This window comes from Pseudomonas arcuscaelestis, from assembly GCF_016881005.1.
GTDB classification, from domain to species: Bacteria; Pseudomonadota; Gammaproteobacteria; order Pseudomonadales; family Pseudomonadaceae; genus Aquipseudomonas; species Aquipseudomonas arcuscaelestis.
Map to the genome: position 1 here is coordinate 392,302 of NZ_JACOPV010000005.1, position 24,488 is coordinate 416,789.

19 protein-coding genes are annotated in these 24,488 nt (G+C 56.5%); 16 read left to right on the forward strand and 3 right to left on the reverse strand.

Annotated features, from left to right (window positions below; translation table 11 throughout):
- Positions 1–61: 61 nt before the first annotated feature.
- Both H8F21_RS10250 and H8F21_RS10255 read left to right on the forward strand, forming a co-directional pair.
- Entirely contained in the window at positions 62–2,518 is a 2,457-nt protein-coding gene (locus H8F21_RS10250; RefSeq protein ID WP_203584317.1) for an FtsX-like permease family protein, read from the forward strand.
- The gene (locus H8F21_RS10255) at positions 2,508–3,572 is read left to right on the forward strand and encodes a lipocalin-like domain-containing protein (RefSeq protein ID WP_203584318.1); all 1,065 of its coding nucleotides are present in this window, start codon (positions 2,508–2,510) and stop codon (positions 3,570–3,572) included. Before H8F21_RS10250 ends, H8F21_RS10255 begins: the two co-directional genes overlap by 11 nt.
- Positions 3,573–3,596: 24 nt before the next feature.
- On the opposite strand, the gene H8F21_RS10260 is transcribed toward H8F21_RS10255, so the two are convergent.
- Positions 3,597–4,532 (reverse strand): Ppx/GppA family phosphatase, encoded by a 936-nt coding sequence (locus H8F21_RS10260; protein ID WP_203584319.1) that lies wholly within the window; start codon positions 4,530–4,532, stop codon positions 3,597–3,599.
- Between the two features lie 420 nt (positions 4,533–4,952).
- Positions 4,953–7,211 (reverse strand): catalase/peroxidase HPI, encoded by a 2,259-nt coding sequence (gene katG, locus H8F21_RS10265; protein WP_203543189.1) that lies wholly within the window; start codon positions 7,209–7,211, stop codon positions 4,953–4,955.
- A gap of 411 nt (positions 7,212–7,622) precedes the next feature.
- On the opposite strand from katG, the gene H8F21_RS10270 reads away from it, so the two are divergent.
- Both H8F21_RS10270 and H8F21_RS10275 read left to right on the forward strand, forming a co-directional pair.
- Complete coding sequence (locus H8F21_RS10270) at positions 7,623–8,261, forward strand: LysE family translocator (protein WP_203584320.1); 639 nt, start codon at positions 7,623–7,625, stop codon at positions 8,259–8,261.
- 269 nt (positions 8,262–8,530) lie between these two features.
- Positions 8,531–9,568, forward strand: coding sequence for an ABC transporter substrate-binding protein (locus H8F21_RS10275; protein WP_203543191.1), 1,038 nt, complete (start codon positions 8,531–8,533; stop codon positions 9,566–9,568).
- Between the two features lie 58 nt (positions 9,569–9,626).
- On the opposite strand, the gene H8F21_RS10280 is transcribed toward H8F21_RS10275, so the two are convergent.
- Entirely contained in the window at positions 9,627–10,313 is a 687-nt protein-coding gene (locus H8F21_RS10280; protein WP_203543192.1) for a nitroreductase, read from the reverse strand.
- 214 nt (positions 10,314–10,527) lie between these two features.
- Here H8F21_RS10280 and H8F21_RS10285 point away from each other — a divergent pair, with 214 nt between their 5' ends.
- The 12 genes from H8F21_RS10285 to H8F21_RS10340 form a co-directional block, all read left to right on the forward strand.
- Positions 10,528–11,364: an AraC family transcriptional regulator gene (locus H8F21_RS10285; protein WP_203543193.1), complete on the forward strand. Its 837-nt coding sequence runs from the start codon at positions 10,528–10,530 to the stop codon at positions 11,362–11,364.
- A gap of 48 nt (positions 11,365–11,412) precedes the next feature.
- Positions 11,413–12,009 carry a LysE family translocator gene (locus H8F21_RS10290; protein WP_203543194.1) on the forward strand — a complete coding sequence of 199 codons (597 nt, stop codon included), beginning with the start codon at positions 11,413–11,415 and terminating at the stop codon, positions 12,007–12,009.
- 276 nt (positions 12,010–12,285) lie between these two features.
- Positions 12,286–13,377, forward strand: coding sequence for an iron-containing alcohol dehydrogenase PsrA (psrA, locus tag H8F21_RS10295; protein WP_203543195.1), 1,092 nt, complete (start codon positions 12,286–12,288; stop codon positions 13,375–13,377).
- 112 nt (positions 13,378–13,489) lie between these two features.
- Entirely contained in the window at positions 13,490–14,785 is a 1,296-nt protein-coding gene (locus H8F21_RS10300; protein ID WP_203543196.1) for an MFS transporter, read from the forward strand.
- Positions 14,786–14,828: 43 nt separating this feature from the next.
- Positions 14,829–15,695, forward strand: a complete 867-nt coding sequence (locus H8F21_RS10305; RefSeq protein ID WP_203584321.1) for a LysR substrate-binding domain-containing protein — start codon at positions 14,829–14,831, stop codon at positions 15,693–15,695.
- A gap of 86 nt (positions 15,696–15,781) precedes the next feature.
- On the forward strand, positions 15,782–16,609 hold the full coding sequence (gene phnX, locus H8F21_RS10310) for a phosphonoacetaldehyde hydrolase (RefSeq protein WP_203543198.1): 828 nt from the start codon (positions 15,782–15,784) through the stop codon (positions 16,607–16,609).
- Between the two features lie 77 nt (positions 16,610–16,686).
- The gene (gene phnA, locus H8F21_RS10315) at positions 16,687–17,937 is read left to right on the forward strand and encodes a phosphonoacetate hydrolase (RefSeq protein WP_203543199.1); all 1,251 of its coding nucleotides are present in this window, start codon (positions 16,687–16,689) and stop codon (positions 17,935–17,937) included.
- Between the two features lie 134 nt (positions 17,938–18,071).
- Positions 18,072–19,355 (forward strand): OprD family porin, encoded by a 1,284-nt coding sequence (locus H8F21_RS10320; protein ID WP_203584322.1) that lies wholly within the window; start codon positions 18,072–18,074, stop codon positions 19,353–19,355.
- A gap of 237 nt (positions 19,356–19,592) precedes the next feature.
- Entirely contained in the window at positions 19,593–20,468 is an 876-nt protein-coding gene (locus H8F21_RS10325) for a LysR substrate-binding domain-containing protein (RefSeq protein WP_203543201.1), read from the forward strand.
- Between the two features lie 195 nt (positions 20,469–20,663).
- Entirely contained in the window at positions 20,664–22,184 is a 1,521-nt protein-coding gene (exaC, locus tag H8F21_RS10330; protein WP_203543202.1) for an acetaldehyde dehydrogenase ExaC, read from the forward strand.
- A 99-nt stretch (positions 22,185–22,283) separates the two neighbouring features.
- Positions 22,284–24,167 (forward strand): methyl-accepting chemotaxis protein, encoded by a 1,884-nt coding sequence (locus tag H8F21_RS10335; RefSeq protein WP_203584323.1) that lies wholly within the window; start codon positions 22,284–22,286, stop codon positions 24,165–24,167.
- Positions 24,168–24,229: 62 nt separating this feature from the next.
- Positions 24,230–24,488 (forward strand): acetyl-coenzyme A synthetase N-terminal domain-containing protein (locus H8F21_RS10340; RefSeq protein ID WP_328824453.1); only part of this gene is annotated, 259 nt, incomplete at its 3' end.

A 24,488-nucleotide genomic window follows, 5' to 3' on the forward strand; every position in this document is an offset into this window, starting at 1 on the left:
GGTGCGAGCTTGTCCCCCGAGAGGTTCGTGCAGCCTGGATAAAAAGGAGGTAAAGACCCAATTGATCATCGCCTTACAGGCGCTATTGAGTCACTGGTGGCGCCATCGCTTGCAGTTGTTCAGCATCCTTACCGGCTTGTGGCTGGCGACAGCACTGTGGACTGGCGTACAGGCCCTCAACAGTCAGGCCCAGGCCGACTATGCACGGGCCAGTGCCGTACTGGGCGGCCTTGGGCACGCGCAGTTGGTAGCGCGAACGGGTGATCGCTTCGCTCAATCGATCTACCTACAACTACGCCTGGCAGGCTGGCGGCTAGCCCCGGTGTTGGAGGGACGTTTGCGCCTCGCTGGCGAGCCACCCCTGAGTGTGCGCCTGATAGGTATCGAACCGCTGAGCCTGCCGGCCGGAGCAGCCATTGCTGGAACCCAGGCACAGGGCGTTGACTTACAGGCTTTTATTGGCACCCCCGGCCAATCCTGGGTCGGACCGGACACACTGCGCCAATTGGGCCTGAATGAGGGGGATCAAGCGCTTGGCAGTGACGGTCAACGCTTGCCGCCGTTTGTGTTGAAACCCCAGTTGGCGCCTGGGGTCGTGGTGGTTGATATCGGCCACGCGCAAAGGTTGCTGCAAGCACCTGCACAGTTATCTCGGTTACTGCTCAACGGTGATGTGCCAACCTTGCCCGCAGCGATTGCCAGTCAGCTGACACTGCAGGAGGCCAGCGACGATGGCGACCTGCAGCGCCTCACCGATAGCTTTCACCTCAATCTCACTGCGCTTGGCCTGCTGGCCTTTGTCGTTGGCCTGTTCATAGCGCATGCCGCCATTGGCCTGGCACTTGAGCAGCGCCGTGGCCTGATTCGCAACCTGCGTTCGTGCGGCGTCAGTTTGAAAACCCTGTTGTTCAGCCTTGCCTTGGAACTGGGTGTTTTCGCCGTGTTGGGTGGTTTGGCCGGGGTCGCCAGTGGTTATCTGCTGGCGGGGTTGCTGCTGCCCGATGTGGCCGCCAGCTTGCGTGGGTTGTATGGTGCGCAAATCGCCGGCCAACTGAGCCTGCCGGCCTGGTGGTGGCTGGGCGGGGTGTTGGTGAGTGTGTTCGGTGCTGTGCTGGCCGGGGCGAGCAGTGTGCTGCGTGCAGCCCGTTTGCCATTGCTGGCCCTGGCCCAGCCGCAGGCGTGGCGCATGGCCCAAGGCCCCTGGTTGCGCCACCAAGCGCTGGCTGCAGGATTGCTGCTGTTGGTCGCGCTGGGCTGTTGGCAGTGGGGAAACAGCCTGCCCAGTGCTCTGGTTTTACTGGCGGCCCTGTTGCTGGCAGCAGCACTGCTGTTGCCCGCTTTGCTCGATGGCCTGCTGGTCGGGTTGGCGCGAGTGGGCAGTGCAGGGCCGTTGTCGCAGTGGTTCATCGCCGATAGCCGCCAGCAGTTGCCTGCGCTGAGTCTGGCGTTGATGGCATTGTTGCTGGCGTTGGCCGCCAGTGTCGGCGTGGGCAGCATGACCGAAGGCTTTCGCAAAACATTTACCGGCTGGCTCGACCAGCGCTTATCAGCGGATCTCTTCGTAACTCCGCGTGATACCGCACAAGGCCTGCTGATCAATGCCTGGCTGGTGCAACAGCCAGCAGTCACCGATGTACTGCCAAGCTGGCGCATCGAGGTACGCTTGCAGGGTTGGCCAGTGCAGGTGCAGGGCATCATCGATCACCCCGCCTACCGGACGCGCTGGCCGTTGCTGGAGCACAGTGCATACGCCTGGGAGCAATTGGCGAACGGTCGTGGGGTCATGCTCAGCGAGCAATTGGCCCGACGCCTTGGTGTACAACTGGGCGATCGTCTGCAGTTGCCTGGCGCGCCAGGGCCAGTGATGCGTGTAGTGGCGGTGTATGCGGACTACGGCAATCCCAAGGGGCATTTGCTGGTCAATGCCCAGTGGCTGCGAAGTCACTGGCCCGAGGCACGGCTCAGTGGTTTGAGCCTGAGTGTGGCATCTGCGTCGGTGATAGCACTCAAAGCGCAACTGCAGCAGCGCTTTGCCCTGGACGATAGCCGCGTTGTCGAGCAAGCGATGTTGAAGGGCTGGTCGACTGATGTCTTCAGTCGTACCTTTGCCGCGACTGCTGCACTCAACAGCCTCACCCTGGGTGTTGCTGGTATAGCGTTGTTCATCAGTTTGTTGACGCTGAACCAGAGCCGCCTGGGCCAATTGGCGCCGCTCTGGGCGCTGGGTGTACCGCGTAGACAGTTGGTGTGGCTGTCGCTCGCGCAGACCTTGATGCTCAGTTGTCTGACAGTGCTGCTGGCAATGCCGTTGGGGTTGTTACTCACCTGGTGCCTGGTTGCGGTGGTGAATGTGCAAGCGTTCGGCTGGCGCTTGCCGCTGCATCTGTTTCCTGGGCAACTGTTGCAGTTGAGCCTTCTGGGTTTACTGACCAGTCTGCTAGCCAGTGCCTGGCCGTTGTGGCAGTTGGCGCGACGCCAGCCAGGCGAGTTGTTGAGGCAGTTTGCCGATGAAACCTGAAGTCTGGTTGTGGGCGTTGCTAATGTTGCTGACGGGTTGCGATCAGCCTGCATCCGAGCCCAAAAGCTATGCCGGGCTGGGGCAGGACGCGGCTGAATTCGCGCAGGTGACGCGCGATCATCCGCTGGTATTTCCGCGTGATCACGGCACTCATGAGGGCTTTCGGATTGAGTGGTGGTATGTCACTGCCAATCTCAAGGACAGTCAAGGCCGGGATTGGGGCGTGCAATGGACCCTGTTTCGTTCAGCCCTGCGTAATGGCCCGGAAACCACTGGGTGGAACAGTCCGAATTTGTGGATGGGGCATGCGGCGCTGACCGGCCCGGGCGGTCATCAGTCCAGCGAAACGCTGGCGCGCGGCGGTATCGGCCAGGCCGGCGTCGTGGCCCAGCCGTTCAGGGCCTGGATCAATGATTGGTCGTTGCAGGGCCCAGGCGGCATTGATCAGTTGCAGATGACGGCCAGGGGCGAGGGTTTTGGCTATCACTTGAACCTCACGAGCAGCAGTGCGCCGGTCCTTCATGGTGATGAGGGCTACAGCGAAAAGTCCGGCAAGGGGCAGGCTTCCTACTATTACAGTCAGCCGTTCTACCGGGTCAGCGGTGAGGTTGAACGCGATGGCCAACGGTTCTCGGTTACCGGCAATGCCTGGCTTGATCGCGAATGGAGCAGCCAGCCATTGGCCGCCGGGCAAACGGGTTGGGAGTGGTTTTCCTTGCATCTGGACAACGGCGCCAAGCTGATGCTGTTTCGTGTGCGCGAAAAAGACGGCCAACCCTATCGGGCAGGCACCTGGATCAGCCCGCAGGGTGAGCCCCAGGCGTTGCAGGGTGAGCAAATACAGCTAACGGAGTTGGCCTGGACACGTCAGGATCGCGGCGCCTCAGTGCCCACCCGTTGGCGCGTGCAGGTGCCTGCGCATGACGTGGATGTGCAGGTCCAAGCGTTGCAAGACAACGCCTGGATGGGCACCCGCTTCCCGTACTGGGAGGGGCCGGTGCGCTTTAGCGGAAGTATGAGCGGCAGGGGCTATCTGGAAATGACGGGCTATTAGCTACCTTGCTTGGCGTTGCGACGATCAGCCTTTGTTCATCAAGCCATGCAGCACGCCGAACCTCAAACCGGGCTCTGAAGGCATCATCTCGGTGATCCCGAAGGCTTTGAATGCAGCCATCATGATTGCCAGGCCACCGGGCAGGGCGCTCTGGCGATGAGGTTGCAGGCCGCCCAGTTGAGCAGTATTGACGTTGCCCTGTTCAAGCAGCAGCACTGACAGGCGCAACAAACCGCGGTATGTGATTCCGCCTTCACCACAGTCGTTCAAGGCATTGGCCCTGAGCACTTTGGCCAGCATGCGCGCAGTGCCGGACGATCCGATTGCCTGTTGCCAGCCCAGGTAACGATAGCGGCGCGCGACTTTTTCGAATTGCAGCGTGGCAGTGCGCTCGGCGTCGAGCAGGGACTGAGCGGTAACCCTGCCGTCAGGAAAGAAGCGCGTGCTCCATATTCCACTGCCAATGGTCAGGCTTTCGGTCAGCAGCGCCTTGTCGCCCTGGCCCAAAATCAGCTCGGTAGAGCCGCCGCCAATATCTACCACCAAACGCATGGAGGCAGCATTGGGGATGCGATGACTGACGCCGGCGTAAACCAGCTGGGCTTCTTCCTGGCCGGAGATGACATCAATTGGAAAGCCCAGGTGACGCTGGGCATCACTCAAGAACAGTTTGGCGTTGGCAGCTTCGCGCACGGCGCTGGTGGCGACGGCACGTACTCGTCCTGGCTCGAAGCCACGCAGTTTTTTGCCAAAGCGTGCGAGCGCTTGCCAGCCTCGATCCAGTGCCAGTTCGTCGAGGGCGCCTCCTTGCAGGCCCTCTGCCAGGCGAACCGGCTCACGCAAGGATTTAACTTCCTCGATCTGCCATTGGCGGTTCCGTTTGACCGGTTGGCCGATCATCATGCGAAATGCATTTGACCCCAGGTCAATGGCCGCAAACAGGGAGGTATCGCCTTTCATCGAGTGGTCCTTGCAGGTTCATCGGGCAACGCTCTAGGGCGTTGGCGACGATCTTCCACTCGATTGATGACGCAAAGATGACAGCTCCTTGCGTGGTACAGAGTTTGTTACAGCGGCGAAATCGTCCCTAACGCGCCGATACCAATTGCCAGCACCAGAAAACCAACCACGAAAAGTGCAAGCTTGCCCATATGAACTCCGAACTGAACAGGAAAGAGGCAACAGGCGCTGCAGATGAAGCAACTGCCTGGTCAGGCACGCTTTGAAAGGTGCCCTGTAGGGGCTTTATTGTCGGAGTGTCGGGGTTTTCATTACAGATGCAGATGCTGCGTAAAAATACGGATCAGACACAAAGCGCCCCGCGTTGGCTTTCCAACTCGGGGCGCTTTTGCGTTGCACCTGCACAACACAGCGGCTTTTTTACGCCAGGTCAAAGCGGTCCAGGTTCATCACCTTGGTCCAGGCGGCGACAAAGTCGTGGACAAACTTGTCCTTGCCATCGCTGCTGCCGTACACCTCAGCCAATGCCCGTAGCTGGGCGTTAGAGCCAAACACCAGATCGACGCGGCTGGCTGTCCATTTCAGCTCGCCGCTTTTGCGGTCGCGAGCTTCATAGCTGTCGTTGGCACTGGAGGTTGGTTTCCATTCCACGCTCATGTCCAACAGGTTGTGGAAGAAGTCATTGGTCAATTGACCCGGCCGCTGAGTGAACACACCCTGGGTGCCTTGCCCGACATTGTTGCCCAGCACGCGCAGACCGCCGACAAGAACGGTCATTTCCGGTGCGCTCAGGGTCAGCAACTGGGCCTTATCCAGCAGTAGCTTTTCGGGTTTGATCTTGAGTCCGGATTTGGCAAAGTTGCGAAAGCCATCGGCCACCGGCTCCAGCAGGCTGAAGGACTCGACATCGGTCTGTGCTTGCGAGGCGTCCGCTCGTCCAGGAGAGAAGGGCACGTTGACGTTGTGGCCGGCATTTTTCGCGGCCTGCTCCACGCCGGCGGCGCCCCCCAGCACAATCAAGTCAGCCAGGGAGATTTTCTTGCCGCCACCTTGGGCGTTGAAGTCGTTCTGAATGCTTTGCAGCTTGCCAAGTACCTCAGCCAGTTGCCCAGGCTGATTGGCTTCCCAATCCTTCTGTGGCGCCAAGCGCAGCCGTCCACCGTTGGCACCTCCGCGCTTGTCGGAACCGCGGAAACTCGAAGCGGCTGCCCATGCAGTAGCGACCAGTTGCGACACCGATAGACCCGAGGCCAGCACCTTGGCTTTGAGTGCGGACACATCCGCATCGTTGACCAACGCATGGTCGACAGCCGGAATCGGGTCTTGCCAAAGCAATTCCTCACTCGGCATTTCTGGGCCGAGGTAGCGTGAAAGCGGGCCCATGTCGCGGTGGATGAGCTTGTACCAGGCACGCGCAAAGGCGTCGGCCAACTGTTCGGGGTTTTCCTTGAACCGTCGAGAAATGGGCTCGTAGATCGGATCAAGGCGCAAGGCCAGGTCCGAGGTCAGCATTCGCGGCTCCTGTCGCTTCGCCGAATCGAAGGCGTGCGGGATTTTTCCGGCGCCCGCGCCGTCCTTCGGCTTCCATTGGTGGGCGCCGGCTGGACTTTTGGTCAGCTCCCACTCGAAGTTGAACAGGTTCTCCAGGTACTCGTTGCTCCACCGGGTGGGGGTGGAGGTCCAGGTAACTTCAAGGCCGCTGGTAATAGTGTCCGGACCTTTGCCGGTGCCGAAGGTGTTATGCCAACCGAGGCCTTGTTGCTCAAGGCCAGCCGCCTCAGGTTCGGCGCCGACATGATCAGCCGGGCCGGCGCCATGGGTTTTGCCGAAGGCGTGGCCACCGGCTATCAGCGCCACGGTTTCTTCGTCATTCATGGCCATGCGGCCAAAGGTTTCGCGAATGTCCTTGGCCGAAGCCACCGGGTCGGGGTTGCCTTCCGGGCCTTCCGGGTTCACGTAGATCAAGCCCATCTGCACGGCGGCCAGTGGGTTTTCCAGGTTGCGTCCAGGCGGATCGGTACGGCTTTCTTCCTGACCATGCTTGGAGGGCTCGGCGACCAGCGGCACGTCGCCCGGAGGCTGTGCTTTGCCATAGCGCGTATCACCGCCCAGCCAGACCGTTTCCGAGCCCCAGTAGACATCCTCATCGGGTTCCCAGACATCGGCACGGCCGCCAGAGAAACCGAAAGTCTTAAAGCCCATGGATTCCAGCGCAACGTTGCCGGTGAGCACAATCAGGTCGGCCCAGGAAATGTTCTTGCCATACTTCTGCTTGATCGGCCACAACAGGCGCCGCGCTTTGTCGAGGCTGACGTTGTCGGGCCAACTATTGAGGGGCGCGAATCGCTGCTGTCCAGACCCAGCGCCACCTCGGCCGTCGCTGGTGCGATAAGTGCCGGCGCTGTGCCAGGCCATGCGCACGAACAGTGGGCCGTAATGACCGAAGTCGGCTGGCCACCAATCCTGGGAGTCGGTCATCAGTGCCGTCAGGTCACGTTTCACCGCGGCAAAGTCTAGGCTCTTGAAAGCCTTGGCGTAGTCGAAGTCCTCGTCCATCGGATCGGACAGGCACGAATGCTGATGGAGTATTCTCAGGTTCAACTGATCGGGCCACCAATCGCGGTTGGTGGTGCCGCCGCCAGCGGCATGATTGAACGGGCATTTTGACTCGTTTGACATGACTGTTTCACCTCTGGATGGACTCACCCCACAATCTGACCCGTTGCGCCAACCGAGTAGAGATGAGTGAAATCAATGGCATAGGTTCAAGGCCAGCGGTTCAGACAACGAATCGTTGATGGCCATCACGGACGGTTAAGCGTAGCGGCAATCTCGTTATCGACAGGTGGACCACTGCGGGAAAGACGGCGGTAGCCGCTCTGTTGCCGCTTTCCCCAAACGCCATCCAGCCGGATCGGTGCAGCGATAAATATAGGCTAGACGTGGCCAACTGCGAGGGCTAATAGCGGCAGTCTTGTGGGTTGATAGCGAATCTCTCTCAGCCATCTCAGTATTTGTCCCATGAGCAAATGAATACGCTCGACCAGCTCTGTAAGATGCATGTCTTCCTATCTACTTCGAGTTTGAAAAATGGATGCTCACTCGATTCTCGCGTATGCCGTTGTCGCTGCAATCGCCATTGCCAGCCCGGGCCCTGCCACACTGATGGCAATCAACAACAGCGTCGCCTATGGCCAGCGTGCGGCAGTATGGTCATCCTTGGGTAATGCCTGCGGTTTGTTCTGCTTGTCGGCGGCGGCGATGCTCGGTTTAGGCGCCTTGCTTGCCAGTTCTGAATGGATGTTCAACGTCGTCAAGATTGCTGGCGCCGGCTATCTCTTCTACCTGGGTGCCAAGCAGCTGTTCAAGAAGTCACCCATGCTTGCCAGCGATGCTCCGGGCCATGAGAAAGCAGGTCGGCCGTCGCGGCAGAAACTATTCAAATCAGCCTTCCTGACCGCAGCGACCAACCCCAAGGCCACGATGTTTTTCTCCGCGCTGTTTCCACAGTTTCTCGACCAGAGTGCGGCACTGCTGCCACAGTTTCTGCTGTTGACCTCGATTTTCATGGGCTTGTCGCTGACTTCCTTGAGCGTCTACGCCGCGCTCGCTTCACGAGCCAAGGGCGTACTGACGCGGCCGCGCTTTTCGCTGTGGGTGAGCAGGGTGGTCGGTTCGACGTTCATCTTCTTTGGGGCTGCGATTCTCACCCTGCGCAGACAAGCTTGATCACACTCACATAAAGTTACTGCTGCATATGTTTAGTCACAGCCAATCTGAAAATCAGAAAAGTAGAGTCTAACCACCGTTACATACATGCCACCTTACTTGGCGAGAAAAATGGAGCCTAAGAACACCATTGTTCGTTGCCGAGTAGGTCGTATGGCCTATCTCCCACGAACGCATCGAGACCCGGATGTCTCTCGCCTGGGAAGGCTGGTTTATCCCGGTGTCTTGAGTGATTTGCAATCACCCTTGAACAGTAGGAGATAACAATAATGATCAAGACTCTGAAATTCGCAGCGCTGGCAGCGGGGATAGTAACTGCCAGTCAAGGCCTTGCCGCCGATCTCACCGTCGTGTCCTTCGGCGGCGCCAACAAAGAGGCGCAGGTAAAGGCCTTCTACAAACCCTGGCAGCAAGCCAGCGGCAGCAAGATTATTTCCGGTGAATACAACGGTGAAATGGCCAAGGTCAAAGCCATGGTCGACACCCGCAGCGTCTCTTGGGACGCCGTGGAGGTCGAGTCCGCCGAGTTGGCCCGTGGTTGTGACGAAGGCATGTTCGAGACCCTCGACCCTGCGCAGATCGGCCTGGACAGCAAAAACTTCGTGCCCGGTGCCATCCAGCCGTGTGGCATTGGCTTCCTGGTCTATTCGACAGTGCTGGCCTACAACGCCAGCAAGCTGAAGGAAGCGCCCACCGGTTGGAAAGACTTCTGGGATGTCGAGCGATTCCCGGGTAAGCGTGGCCTGCGTAAACTGGCCAAGTCGACCCTGGAGTTTGCGCTGATCGCCGACGGTGTTGAACCTGGGGAGGTTTATTCGCTGCTGGCGACCGAGGCTGGACAGGATCGTGCCTTTGCCAAACTCGACCAGATCAAACCGCACATTCAATGGTGGGAGGCCGGCGCGCAGCCACCTCAATACCTGGCGGCAGGGGATGTGGTGATGAGCTCGGTGTATAACGGTCGTCTTTCGGCCGAGCAGCGCAAAACCTATGACCTGAAAATCGTCTGGTCCGGTGGGCTCTACGAATTTGACTCCTGGGCTATTCCGCGTGGCGCTTCGCGTCAGGAAAAAACCCGTGAGTTCATTGCCTTCTCGCTTGAACCGCAGCAACAGAAAAGCTTTGCCGAGCATATCGATTATGGCGCTGCCAACTTGCAGGCCATGGATCTGCTCGATAAGGCGCGCATCGCAGAGCTACCCACCGCCCCCGAGAACCTTGCGCAACAAGTGGCTGTAGATGCCCTGTTCTGGGCCGACCACGGTGAACACCTGGAACAGCGTTTCAACGCCTGGGCATCGCGTTAACCTTCCGAGCGGTTACTGTTGCCAGCCATGGGGTGTAAATCCCATGGCTGTGCGATGGTCAGCTATTTCCCTTCCATTGCACCGCCGTGGCAATTTCGGCTCTGGTGGTGCGAAAATTGTTGGCTGGATGGGCGGGCTCTGCAAAGCCCAGCGAGACACCACAGACAACCAGCCGGTCTGGCGCAAGGCCAAAGTAGTCACGGACACGTTGGGGGTAGGCTGCGAGCGCCGCTTGCGCAATGGCAGCGACACCGTGGCTTGCAGCGGCAAGCAAGAGGTTGGCGATGTATCCACCACAATCTACCGCGCCGTAGACGCCCAGCGCCTGGTCGCTGGTGATCATCGCCACATGCGGGGCGCCAAAGAATCGAAAGTTCTCCCGGGTCTGACGCGCCGAGGCTACTCGGTCGCCACGCTCGATACCCAGGCTGTCATAGAGTGCCAGGCCGCACTCGCGGCGGCGGTCCTGATAAACCCCACGATACGCGCTCGGCCATGGAAAGTCGGGGCCGGGTTCGTCTTCATGCGCGGGCGCTTGCATAATGTCGCGGAACTGTTCGGTCGCATCACCTTGAGTAATGTGAATTTGCCAGGGCTGGGAGTTGCACCAGGAGGCCGAGCGCTGTGCCGTGGTCAGGATACTTTCGAGCGTAGCCTGGGGAACCGGCTCGGCCGTGAAGGCGCGGCAACTGGAACGTTGCGACAGCAGTTGGTTAAGGGTGGCGACACTGTGCTCCAAGGTCATTTGGGTCTCTCTTGTTCTTGTAATGGGGTTGAAAATTTCACCAGATGGTTTGGATCTTACTGATTCAGGTTGCAAATCCCTAGTGCGCCCAGTCGAGAAGAGAACGGCGCTGCCGAGACGGCCAACTGCACAAATGTTCTAAACGGTCTGCGCCAAAGCAAGGTAGCGTGTACGTTCACGCAGACATTGATGAACAGTGCTACTGGAAGCTCAAATGAACCCATGCAATTGGATCGATCTATCCCAGGATACCGAAACCGGGATTGAATCGATTCGTGCGCATTTTCAAGGGCATGCCTACGACCCGCACTGGCACGACAGTTTTCTTGTGGGGGTTACCGAGCAAGGTGTGCAGCAGTTCAATTGTCGGCGCGTTCGTCATGTCAGTACGCCCGGCAAGGTGTTCATGCTGGAGCCGGGGGAACTGCACGATGGCCATGCACCGACCGAGGAGGGGTTCACTTACTCCATGCTCTATCTCGATCCGCAGTGGCTGGAACGTGAGTTGCTGACGTTGTTCGAGCACGCACCGCACAATTGCCAACTGGGTTTTACCGCTACCCTAAGCCAGGACGGGAGTTTGGCTACGGTCATATCAAACGCATTTCGGGCATTTCACGACAACGACCTGCGCATCGTGCGTCAAAGCGCGATCGATGATTTGCTCGTTGTGCTAACCCGCCATATGGACTGGCGCAAGCGTTTGAGTCCGGATCCGCGCCTGCCCTTGTCGGCACAAAAAGCCCGTGATTTCTTGCATGCCCACGGCTGCGAAGACATCGGCCTGGATGATCTGGCGCGCGCCTGTGGCGTCGACCGCTTTCGTTTGACCCGAGCCTTCAAGGCGGCGTTTGGCCTTGCGCCGCATGCCTATCTGATCCAACTGCGTCTGGCCAAAGCGCGGCAGTTGCTGGCGCGCGGTGTGTCACCCGTGCAGGTCGCCAGTGCTGTCGGCTTTGCCGATCAAAGCCATATGGGGCGCTGGTTCCGCCGCGCTTACCGACTGACGCCAGCGGACTACCGTAAGCGTTGCTCAAATCTTCCAGACTGAATCGCACCGCTACGTGACCATGATCGCCTCTTTGCAGGAGCTTGATCGATGCCGTCACTGTTGCCGTTTCTGTTGTTTGCCTTCGTTGCCTCGATAACCCCGGGGCCGACCAACATCCTTGTGTTCAGTCACAGCGCCCGGCGGGGTATGGGCGCCACGTTGCCGATCATCGTTGCTGCATGTGTGGCTGCGGCACTGATTGTTTTTGCCGCGGGGCTTGGGGTGGGAGAAACCTTATTGAAGTTTCCGCGCGTACAACAGGCAATGGCCTGGGCCGGCGTGCTCTGGTTGACCTGGCTTGCCTGGCAGATTCTTCAAAGTCCGGCGCCTTCGCTGGAGCAAGCAGACTTCGAGGACGAAGGCGTCGGGATGGTGAGTATCGCGCTGCTGCAAGTGGTCAATCCCAAGGTCTGGATGATGGCGATTGCGGTCGTCAGCGTGTTCGTCAGCGGCGGTGACAGAGCGATGCAGGTTGTCCTGTTGGCACTGGTGTTTCTGTTGGTCTCGCTGCCGTGCATGACCCTGTGGGCCTTGCTCGGCGTGGGCAGCGCCCGGGCACTGAGTTCGCCACGGGCGTTCAAGCGCATGAACCACGCGCTGGCCCTGATGTTACTGGTATCGGCCTGGTTGACGGTATTCGTCTAGCTTTCCGGGGCAGTCCACTACTCAATGTTAACCATTAGGTCTGCAGGATTTATTTTCCCCCGTTTGTTTTAAGTGCCGGTGCGGCGTAGCAGTTCGATCGCTGCGAAGAAGGTCCTTGGACTTACTTTCCGTGTGCCGTATCCGACCGCGCTAATTGCACTTACTTCTTTCGATCGGCCCAACCGATAGTCACCTGCAAACAATCGATTTGAGCTATGCGGTCGCGACAGTGAGGATGACAACACCTTCCAACAACAATAAAACCAAGGAGTCGTCATGACTGCTCGTTTCCACAACCCGGTCGATACGCGCTATGGCTATGGCAGCCTGAAGGAACTGGTGTCGCTCACTGAGGGGCAAAACGTCGCGTTAGTAATTTTTCCGGAAGCACGTGGCCTGGGGCTCGTGGATCGCATCCAGGGTTTGTTGGGCGATCGCTTGGTGTACATCATTGAGGATGTCCAGCCTAACCCAGATGTCGCACAACTGCGCAGCACTTATGAGCGATTCTGGCGCGACGCGGCAGATTGTGAAACCGTGATTGCTGTCGGCGGTGGGAGTGCCATTGATACTGCAAAAGCATTGATCGTCGGTACCGAAACCGGAACCTTTGACGAACTTTTGGCTTTGCTGGCCACTGGCAAGGCTTTTGAACCAGCCCGCAGTAAAGCCCTGATTGCAGCGCCCACGACTGCCGGTACCGGTAGTGAAGTGACGCCATGGGCCACGATCTGGGACAGCGGGAGCCAGAAAAAATATTCCCTACACCTTGATTGCACTTGGCCAAAGGTCGCGATTATCGATCCAGAACTTATGTTAACTGTGCCCGCTGGCGTAACAGTTTCAACCGGCTTGGACGCTTTGTCGCATGCCCTGGAATCGATTTGGAATATCAATGCCAACCCCGTCTCGGATAATTTCGCGATCTCTGCTATTCGGGACATCTTGGAATGCTTGCCGCAACTGTATCGCGACCTTTCGAATAAAGAGCTGCGTTCGCGTATGGCGCTGGCTGCGCTTAAGGCAGGCATGGCTTTCTCCAATACCAAAACGGCACTCGCCCATTCCATTTCCTACGAAATGACCCTGCGCTATGGGCTGCCTCATGGTATCGCCTGTTCCTTCACACTGCCGCTTGTTCTGGGCTTGGCCTGGGGCCAGGACGAAGCGCGCGACCGCACCCTGCAACAGGTATTTGGTTGCGACCTGATCACTGCGCAGTCGCAACTACGCGCATTCCTTCACGCATTGCAGGTTAAGACAGAATTTACCGATTACGGCGTGTCGGCCAAGGAGGCGGAAGAAATCATCGCGTTTGCCATGCAGGGCGCGCGAGGGAAGAACTTCATCGGCTCCCAGGCCGCCTAGGGACGAAGCCCATTAGCTGCAGTGTTTGCTGCAGCGCTTTCCTGATGCACCAAAAAAGAGTGCCACCCCCGCCTGCTAACGGCTGGTGGGAACGAACAAAAAGGAAAACATCATGAATCGTGCCGACACCCTGTCCGGTCTCGCTGTACCGACGTCATCCTTCCGCGTGGCTCAATGGCGCATGCTATTGGCTGCAATGCTGTGCTACCTGTTCTTCTATACCGGACGTCAAACCTTCGGTTTTGCGATCCCCGGTATTCAGGCTGAGTTTGGTTTTACCAAAGAAACGCTGGGCTGGGCATCTGCCGCAATGCTATGGGCGTATGCCATCGGCCAGGCAATCAATGGCAACCTAGCCGATAAGTTCGGCGGCCGGCGCATCATGAGTTTGGGCGCTGTGCTTTCCTGTGCCGCCAACTGGGTAACCAGTTTCGCCGGCGGTCTAGCCAGCCTGGTTCTGCCATGGGGTATTAATGGTTATTTCCAGGCATTGGGTTGGGCGCCGGGCAGTCGCTTGCTGTCGAACTGGTGGAGCGCCGGCGAACGCGGCAAGGTCTATGGCTTCTATGTATTCGCCGCCGGCTGTGCATCGGTCCTGTCGTACATCACCTCAATCGTCGTACTGGAGGTTTTCCAGCTCGAGTGGCGGTGGATCTTCCGTCTGCCAGTATTGTTGATGCTCGCAGGTGGCATCTTGTTTTACCTGATTGCTCGTGAACGTCCGCAGGACCTCGGCTTTGAACCACTTGCCGACACCGGTGTGGCCAATGCTGGCGATAAGGACCACGAAGTTGGCGAAGGTGAAGTGGAAACTTCTGCGCAGCGTTATAAAGCTGTACTGAAAAACTTCCGTCTGATTATTGCGGCTGTATCCCTTGGCTTCCAGAACGCCGCTCGCTATGGCTTGATCGTCTGGGTGCCGGTGCACTTCATGGGGGCTGACTGGAAACATGGTGACGGCTTCATCGACCCTAAATGGATCACCGTCGCATTGCCAGTAGGCATGGCAGTCGGTGCACTGAGCAATGGCTGGGTATCCGACAAGCTGTTTGGCTCCAAGCGCTATCTGGCGATCATGCTCTACATGTTCCTCGGCGCCGCAACCAGCATGTGGATGTGGAGTCTGCCTGCCCACAGTGCTATCGGTCTGGTTGCTCTATTCCTTTGCGGCTTCTTCGTCTACGGCCCTGCTTCCAGCTTCTGGGCGCTGTGTCCTGATCTGGTCGGTGCCAAACGTGCTGGCACAGCCACCGGGATCATGAACTTCTCTTCCTACCTGTTCGCAGGCCTGGCGGAGCCGCTGATTGGCGCAATGCTCGACAGCACCGGTAACACCTCGCTTATCTTTATCGTAGTGACTGCGGCTTGTCTCTCCAGCGCAACCGTAGCCCTGTTCATCCGGCGCTGAAGCCTGCAACTAGTACGCTGACTCGCTCATCCAGGCGCCTCTTATGTATCAATACAATGAGTGGTTCCGTTCCTTCCATACCGTGGCGAGGACGGGCAGTTTCGCTCTCGCTGCCGAGTATCTGAGCGTTGGTCGGCCGACTGTCAGCGAGCAAGTCGGTGCCCTTGAGGAAAAATTCGCGGTGGAGCTGTTCCACCGCGACGGGCGCCGATTCGAGCTTAGCCCGGTGGGTCGTCAATTATTCGCTATCACCCAAGGACTGTTCGAGCAAGAGGAGCAAGCGGTGCAGGTTTTCACTTCCTTAGGGCAGCAAAAGAAAGAAACGCTGCGTTTGGGAGCCGTTTCACCGGCGGTGGCGATGAACATTATCTATTCGTTCATGCAATGTAACCCTGAAATCGAACTGGAGACTTCGTTCAACACTGAAAGGGCAACATTGGAGCGTTTGATTAATCTTGATAGTGACGCAGCAATTCTTGCGCATTGTAATTTTGATCCACGCCTCGAAACTCAGTTATACAGAAAATACCCGATCGTAGCGGTGGTTCGTGATGACCATCCTTGGGCTAAGTTGGGTGAGGTGAGCATCAGACAAATCAGCGGTGAGAGGCTTGTGTTACGCGAATCTCAATCGCGGACCAGGCAGCGGCTCGAAGCGTACTGCCTGCCGCTCGGTGTACCACTCAATTGCGTGATGCAGTTGAACAGCCGTGAGGCGATAACCCACGCAATCATGCAAAACATCGGTATCGGCTTCGTCTCTGCAGTGGAATATGTCGAATTACCCGGAACATGCGCAATCAGCTTTATCGATGAACCGCTGCACATCGAATATTACTTGTGCTGCTTACGCATTTTCCGGCAGCGGCCGCTGATTGAAAAGTTATTCAAAGGAGCCAGTGCTGAATAACTTGGTATTAATGGCTTCATTCAACCCATGTAACATGGCCCACGCTCTTCGGGGTGGGCGATTCTAAAACTAAGTGGAGTACCAATATGAACTACAAGCAACCGACCCATCTTAAAGCTGTCGTCCTGGATTGGGCTGGCACTGTTGTAGATTTCGGCTCTTTCGCTCCGACTCAGATTTTTGTCGAAGCATTTGGCGAGTTCGGTGTCGCGGTGACTCTGGAAGAAGCCCGCGGCCCGATGGGCATGGGAAAATGGGATCATATCCGTACTCTCTGCGATGTACCGGAAATCGCCGAGCGTTATCGTGCGGCCTTTGGTCGTACCCCAACTGACGACGACGTGACTGCTATTTATGAGCGCTTCATGCCGCTGCAGATCGAAAAGATTGCCGTGCACTCTGCACTGATTCCAGGCGCCCTGGATGCCATCGCCACGCTGCGTAGCAAAGGCCTGAAAATCGGTTCGTGCTCCGGTTATCCCGCAGTGGTCATGCAGAAAGTAGTCGATCTGGCGCGCGATAACGGCTACGTCACAGACCATGTGGTCGCTACTGACGAAGTACCGAATGGCCGTCCTCATCCTGCACAAGCGTTAGCTAACGTCATCGCCCTCGGGATCGACGACGTTGCGGCCTGCGTAAAGGTTGACGACACCTGGCCAGGTATTCTGGAAGGTCGCAGCGCCGGTATGTGGACGGTAGCTCTGACCTGTTCGGGGAATGCTTTGGGTTTGACCTATGACGAATACAAAGCCTTGTCTTTGGAGTCACTGGCTGAAGAGCGCGCCCGTATTGCCCAGATGTTTGAAGGCTCGCGTCCGCACTACTTGATCGACACCATTGCCGAATTGCCGGCAGTAATCGATGACATCAACAAGCGACTTGCACGCGGTGAAATGCCTCAATCGAGCTAAGCGTAATTTAGCGCTTCGGGCACTGCCTGCTACTGCTCCTGGCGGTAGCAGGCAGTATTTCACAGAAGGACATCCACATGACCAATGCTGTAAGTGTCAATGGAACGGAATATAGCTGGCCCAAACGCCCAGTCGTCGTTGTTTGCATTGATGGTGGCGACCCAAGTTACTTACAGCGTTATTTAGAGGAGGGTGCAATACCCAACATTCAACGCTTCATCGAACAGGGTTTTGCCTGCCTAGTTGATGGTGTAGTGCCTTCATTCACCTGCCCAAACAACATGTCGATCATCACGGGTAGTCCTCCGCTCAAGCACGGGATTTCCGGTAATTACTATCTGGATACCGGCACTTGGCAACCGGTGGTGATGACCGGCCCGGAATTGCTGCGTTGCGATACTATCCTTGCCGGTTTTGCTCACGCCGGCGCCACGGTAGTGTCTATCACCGCCAAAGAGAAGTTGCGTCGACAGCTGGGTAAAGGCCTGACCGCTAGCCCTGGCCAAATCAGTTTTTCCGCAGAAGCTGCTCGCTACTGCACCTTGCAGGAAAATGGGATAGAAAACGTATTGAGTTATGTAGGTTTGCCTCAGCCTGACATGTACTCCATGGAACTGTCGCTGTTTGTTCTTGAAGCCGGCCTCAAGCTGCTGAATGATAAACGTCCCGATCTGATGTACCTGTCCCTGACGGATTATGTGCAACACAAATGTCCACCGGAATCTTCAGAAGCGCGTTTTTTTTACCAACAGATGGATACCGCCTTCGGAAAGCTAGCCGAACAGGATGTTGTATTGGCGCTGGTCGCCGATCATGGCATGAGCGACAAAAGCAACAAACAAGGGGCGCCCAACGTCATCTGGTTGCAGGATATTCTCGATAAATCGTTCGGTAGCGGCAATACCATTGTTATCTGTCCGATCACCGATGCTTTTGTAGGTCATCATGGTGCCCTCGGGGGATTTGTTCGGGTCTGGTGTCGCGGCAACGCTAGTCCGGAGGCTGTCATGACGCGGATCAGTGCGATTGAAGGGGTTGAACTGGTCCTTAACAAAAAGTCGGCCTGCGGGTTATTCCAGCTGCCGGAAGATCGCGAGGCTGACGTGGTGGTAATCGCTCGCTCCGATACTTGTATTGGTAGTTCGATTGACAATCATAACCTTGAGGGTTTGCATGGCACGCGGCTACGTACCCATGGCGGATTGTCCGAAGCCAAGATTCCGCTAATTATTAATCGTTCGCTGAATAATGAATACCGCATGCGTGTTGCGACGCGTGTTCTAAAAAGTTACCAGGTGTTTGACCTGGCTATCAATGGAACGCAGTAACTAGCGCTTGCGAAATCGGCAAGCTTTCAAACTTGCCTTGCACCACCGTTTGTCCGTCGAAACCTGATCACACTGGCTGTCGCCAGCGCACCTGTGTGTTTGGGTGAATTACTCAACGTAGAGATCAAACAATAATGAAAACAAGACCTCGCCACTACCTGAAAACCGCACTGTGCGTGACCCTGATGCCCGGCGCATCTAGCGCCTTCGCAGACTTTATTGGCGACAGTAAAGGCTCGCTGGAACTGCGAAACTTTTATTACAGCCGCGACTTTCGCGATGGTACACCGAGTCAATCGAAGCGCGAGGAGTGGGCTCAAGGTTTTATCCTGAACCTGCAGTCGGGTTTTACCGATGGTACGGTTGGTTTTGGAGTCGATGCAATCGGGATGCTTGGACTGAAACTTGATTCCAGTCCAGACCGCACCGGCACAGGTTTACTGCCGCGTGGGTCCGATAAACGCGCTGAAGATGATTATTCAAAGCTGGCAGTAACCGCTAAGGCGCGCGTTGCACAATCAGAATTGCGTATTGGTGGGTTGAATCCGGTACTACCACTGTTGTCGTCGAACAATAGCCGCTTGTTGCCTCAGGTATTTAATGGTGCCCAGCTTGTCTCTAAGGACATTACCGGCCTGAGCGTTACGGCGGGGCAGGTCGACTCGGTTAAACAGCGAGATTCATCCAGTTCCGACGACCTTACCTTGACCTCCCAGTTTAGTGGTTACGCTGCAGTAACTGGTGACCACTATTCCTATGGTGGCCTGGATTATCAGGTGCTGCCCAACCTTACACTTTCTTATCATCTGAGTGAGCTTGATGATATTGTTCGTCGGAACTATCTGGGCGTAAAATTCAACGCGCCGTTGGGCGCGGGTAAAGCCTTTGCTGAAGCACGCTACTTTGACGCTCGTGAAACCGGGCGCTCGCTTGTCGGCGAGGTGGATAACCGCACATTCAGTAGCAACATGGGCTACACCATTGCTGGACATACCCTGAGCGGCGGCTATCAAAAGAGCTCTGGCGATACGGCGTTTCCCTATATTTCCGGCACAGATACCTACCTGTTTGGCGAAATGCTAGTCAGCACCTTCTCGTTGGCCAATGAAAAGGCTATCTACGCGGGGTACGGGTATGACTTTGCTGCACTAGGTATCCCTGGTCTGACATTCAACTTGCGCTATGTTAAGGGTGACGACGTCGACCCGGCCAACATCAAAACATCTAAGTCCGCTGCGTTGCGTGCCCTGAATGAAGAGGGACATGAGTGGGAGCGTAGCACCGATATTATCTACGTCGTTCAATCCGGTCCGCTTAAAAACCTTTCACTTCGGTGGCGAAACGCGACCAATCGTTCAAATTATGCCGACAGTGGCGACGAAAACCGGGTGATCGCCAGTTATGTGATCAATTTCTAAATTATGGGCTGTAGATTTGCGTGGCAAGCACTGGTCGAGTGCTGCTGCAAATCAAACGTTTCCCTCTAGGTTGTCGATTGTCCGCGTTCCCCCCCGCGTAGTAAATACGTGGATAGTCGGCGACCTCTTTTTAATCAGAAAAACGGTCTATGCTACAGGTAATGATCCTTTTCATTAGGACCATTGGGTGCACGCCTCATGGATTGACGGTCAGATGCCTTAAAGAAGAGACTCAACATGTATCAATATCATAAATGGCTTCGTTCATTTCATGCGGTCGCTCGTACAGGTAGTTTTACCCTGGCGTCGGAATACTTGAGTGTCGGCCAACCGACCATCAGTGAGCAAGTTAGTGCGCTGGAGAAAAAATTTTCCGTAGAGTTATTTCATCGCCGCGGTCGATATATTGAACTAAGCGCTCCCGGGCATATGCTTTACGACATTACTCAGGGTTTATTTGGTCAGGAGGATGAAGCGATTCAGTTGTTGCAAAGTTTTCGTCAGCGCAAACACGGAATGTTACGAATTGGGGCCGTGTCACCGCCGATTGCTATGAGTCTCACCTATTCGCTTATGCAAAAGTATCCGGACGTGGACTTGGAAACTTCGTTTACAACTGAGTCTGGAACGCTAGACCGGCTCTATAATTTTGACATTGACCTTGCCATATTGGCTTTATCCGAGTTTGATCCTCGGCTTAGTACGCAGTTGTATCGGACCTGTCCGATTCTCGCGGTAGTGCGGGATGATCATCCATGGGCCAGCAAGGACGAAGTGAGCGTACAAGATATTATTGGCCAGCCTGTGGTGCTACGAGAGCAGGGTTCGCGCACACGGCAATTAGTCGAGGAGGGCTGCGCCGCCCATAACGTAAAGCTTAACTGCTCTATGCAACTGAACAGTCGCGAAGCCATTGTACATGCAGTTGTTCATGGAATTGGCGTGGGATTTGTGTCGGCAGTGGAGTACGCAGATCGTCCCGGGACCAAGGCGATCAGCTTCGTCGAGCAACCTTTTCAGATCAGCTATTACCTCTGTTGCCTGCAAACCCGCCGCAACCGACCAATGATTCACGAGCTATTTGAGGATAGCGCCCGCCCGCAGGTGGAGTAAATTGCCCGCTTTTTGCTTCGTATCGCTCCAGCCGATCCACCCCTTTCAATAATCGATTTGAGCTTGAGCCCAGACCTGATGACTCTATACCGGCGCTAACGGAAGGGCGATTGTTCCCGCTATACCAGGCAGAAGCTTGACCTGACAGGTTCTATCCAGGCTCCTCCAGCTAAATACAATAATTAGGAGAAAATCATGCGCTACGCACATCCCGGCACTGAAGGTTCCAAGGTGTCCTTCAAGCTTCGTTACGGCAACTTTATCAATGGCGACTTTGTCGCTCCGATAAACGCTCAGTATTTCACCACTACGTCCCCGGTTAATGGCCAGCCGATTGCCGAATTTCCACGCTCTTGCGTTGAAGATGTCGAAAGCGCCCTAGATGCTGCGCATGCCGCAGCAGACGCGTGGGGGCGTGCGTCAGTTTTGACCCGCTCGAGCGTATTGTTAAAAATTGCCGATCGCATCGAACAGAATCTTGAGCTGCTGGCAATTACTGAAACCTGGGACAATGGTAAGCCGATCCGTGAAACGCTCAACGCCGATATTCCATTGGCCGCTGACCACTTCCGTTATTTTGCCGGCTGTCTGCGCGCGCAAGAAGGGAGTGCAGCTGAGATTGACGGTAATACCGTGGCTTATCATATTCACGAGCCGCTCGGTGTGGTCGGACAAATCATTCCGTGGAACTTCCCCATCCTGATGGCTGCTTGGAAACTGGCACCGGCCTTGGCTGCGGGCAACTGCATCGTGCTTAAACCAGCGGAACAGACGCCGCTGGGCATCACAGTACTGCTAGAAGTGATTGGCGACCTCCTGCCAGCAGGCGTGCTCAACGTGGTGCACGGATATGGCCGTGAAGCCGGTGAGGCACTGGCTACCAGTAAACGCATTGCCAAGATCGCGTTTACCGGTTCTACCCCGGTAGGCTCGCACATCATGAAATGTGCCGCCGAGAACATCATTCCTTCCACCGTCGAACTGGGCGGCAAATCGCCGAACATTTTCTTCGAAGACATCATGCAGGCCGAACCTTCCTTCATCGAGAAAGCTGCCGAAGGCTTGGTGCTGGCGTTCTTCAACCAGGGTGAAGTGTGCACCTGTCCGTCACGCGCGTTGGTTCAAGAGTCGATCTACCCGGCGTTCATGGCTGAAGTGTTGAAGAAGATCAACCAGATCAAGCGCGGCGATCCGTTGGACACCGACACCATGGTCGGCGCCCAGGCGTCCGAGCAGCAATTCGACAAGATCCTTTCATATCTTGAGATCGCCGAACAGGAAGGCGCTGAGCTACTTGCCGGCGGCACGGTGGAGAAACTCGAGGGCAGCTTGTCGGCGGGTTATTACATCCAACCAACCCTACTCAAAGGCCACAACAAAATGCGTGTGTTCCAAGAGGAGATCTTTGGTCCGGTCGTCGGGGTCACTACTTTCAAGGACGAAGCAGAGGCCCTGGCGATTGCCAACGACACCGAGTTTGGTCTTGGAGCAGGCCTGTGGACTCGAGATATCAATCGCGCCTACCGCATGGGTCGGGGCATCAAAGCGGGCCGCGTATGGACCAACTGCTACCACCTGTACCCGGCACATGCCGCGTTCGGTGGCTACAAAAAATCTGGCGTCGGCCGCGAAACCCACAAAATGATGCTCGACCATTACCAGCAAACCAAAAACCTGCTGGTTAGCTACGACATCAACCCGCTCGGTTTCTTCTAATTCCTTGGTAATCGTTCTCGGCAGCCATTTGCATGCGCTGCCGGGCGCGTCAACGGCCTCGTAAAGGCAATACGATCAGCCGCCTCGTTGGAGTGCTTAATGAAGATCCGTTACAAGGTAAGTCTTGTGGCAGCCTGTGTGCTGTTTATCACCACCGGCCTGTTGTCGCTGCTACAGGTCACTCAAGTGCGTGAACTGTTGCGCGACCAGGCGACGGCTAACATCGCCGAAACCAGCAATACCATGGCCAGGCAGATTGAGAACTGGCTCAATGGAAAATTGCACTTGATTGATCTGGCTGGCCAGGCCATCAATAGCCAGTACAGCCCCGAGGCTACTCAACGTGTTCTCGATTCGCCGGTGCTCAACACAGAATTCAAGATGGTCTTTGGCGCCTACGAGTCCACCGGTAAGCCGCTGATTAGCAGCGCTACCTGGAACCCCAAGGCTGATTATGATGGACGTACGCGGCCATGGTACGAGGTCGGCAAAGCCGCCAACCAGGCCGTATTTACTGAGCCCTACCCAGATTCCACCACCGGCGAGATTCTAATCTCTGCGGTGAGCAAGGTCAGCGATGTTGGCCAGACCATCGGCGTATTCGGTGGGCAGATTCATTTAAAAGCGGTAGCTGACGCTATAAACACCCTGGACTTCGGCGGTGCCGGCTATGCCTTTCTGCTAAGCAAGGACGGCAACATTATTTCGCACCCGCGAACCCAACTGAATGGCAAATCCTACGGTGAGATTTTTGCCGGTGATCTACCGCCTCTTGAGAGCAAGCTGCGCGAGATCAACCATGACGGCAAGACTTTGCTGGTAGCTTTCATACCCCTCAGCCAACTCAAGGGCATGGACTGGTACATCGGTATCGTACTGGATGAAGGACTGGTGATGGCCGCAGCCCGTGTACTTGGCTGGCGCGCAGTTTTCGGCACCGGCCTTGGCGTGTTGATCAGCCTATTGCTCCTTGGGTTCTGGGTGAAAATGTTGCTGCGTCCACTGGACCGCCTGAAAGACTCGTTGATAGACATCAATGACGGGCAAGGCGACCTGACCCGTGAGCTGCGCGTTTCCGGCAGCGATGAAATATCGCTGGTTTCAGCACAGTTCAACCGGTTTTTGCAAAACCTCAGAACGCTCATTTGCGATGTCGTGAACAGTGCCCAGCACGTGCGCCAAAGCACGACGGTGGCATCGGTGGAGGCCAGCCAGACGGCGGGCCGCGTGCAGACGCAACTGCAGGAACTGGAGCAGTTGGCTACGGCCATGCAGGAGATGGCGTCCACTGCTGAAGAGGTCGCGGGCAATGCGCAGGCAGCTGCGCAGGCAGCGGTGGCCGCTGATGAGCAGAGCGCCAACGGCGTTGCCCTGGTTTCGCGCTCGACCGATGCAATTCTGCGTCTGGCAGAGGAAATGGACGCTACCGGCTGTGCCATCAATGAGTTGTCCCTGCTCAGCCAGAACATTGAGTCGATTCTCTCGGTGATTACCAGCATCGCCGATCAAACCAATCTGCTTGCGCTCAACGCCGCCATCGAAGCGGCACGCGCGGGCGAATCCGGGCGCGGCTTTGCAGTGGTTGCCGATGAGGTGCGGTCGCTTGCCTCGAGAACCCAGCACTCCACTCAGGAGATACGCCAGATGATCGACCAGTTGCAGTCGGGCGTTAAACAAGCGCAATCACGTATGCAATTGAGCCGGGACACCGCCAGCAAAACGGCGCAAGACGCGATCGCTGCCAACGGGATGCTTGAACGCATACGCGAAGCGATCAACCGTATAAACGAGATGAACCTGCAAATCGCCGCGGCGGCTGAACAGCAGAGCGCTACGACTGAGGAGATAAATCGCAATACCACAACGATTCGCGACATCAGCGTTGAAGTTTCCGGTAGCGCGCAACAGCAGGCCACCCAGTGCTCGGCCATGGTCGAGCATGTTGGTGAGCAAGATAGGCTGTTGGGGCGTTTCAGTATTTGATTGCTTTGCGTGCAGCTTCAACTGAACCAACAAAAACAACTATTACACCGAGGTAGATAAAGATGAGTGCGGCTCCCCTGTATCCCGTTCGTCCCGAGGTTGCGGCCAATACCCTGACTGATGAGGCGACCTACAAGGCCATGTACCAGCAGTCGGTTATCAACCCGGACGGCTTCTGGCGTGAGCAGGCCCAGCGCCTGGACTGGATCAAGCCCTTCACCAAGGTCAAGCAAACCTCCTTCGACGATCACCATGTCGATATCAAATGGTTTGCCGATGGCACTCTGAACGTCTCCTACAACTGTCTGGATCGCCACCTTG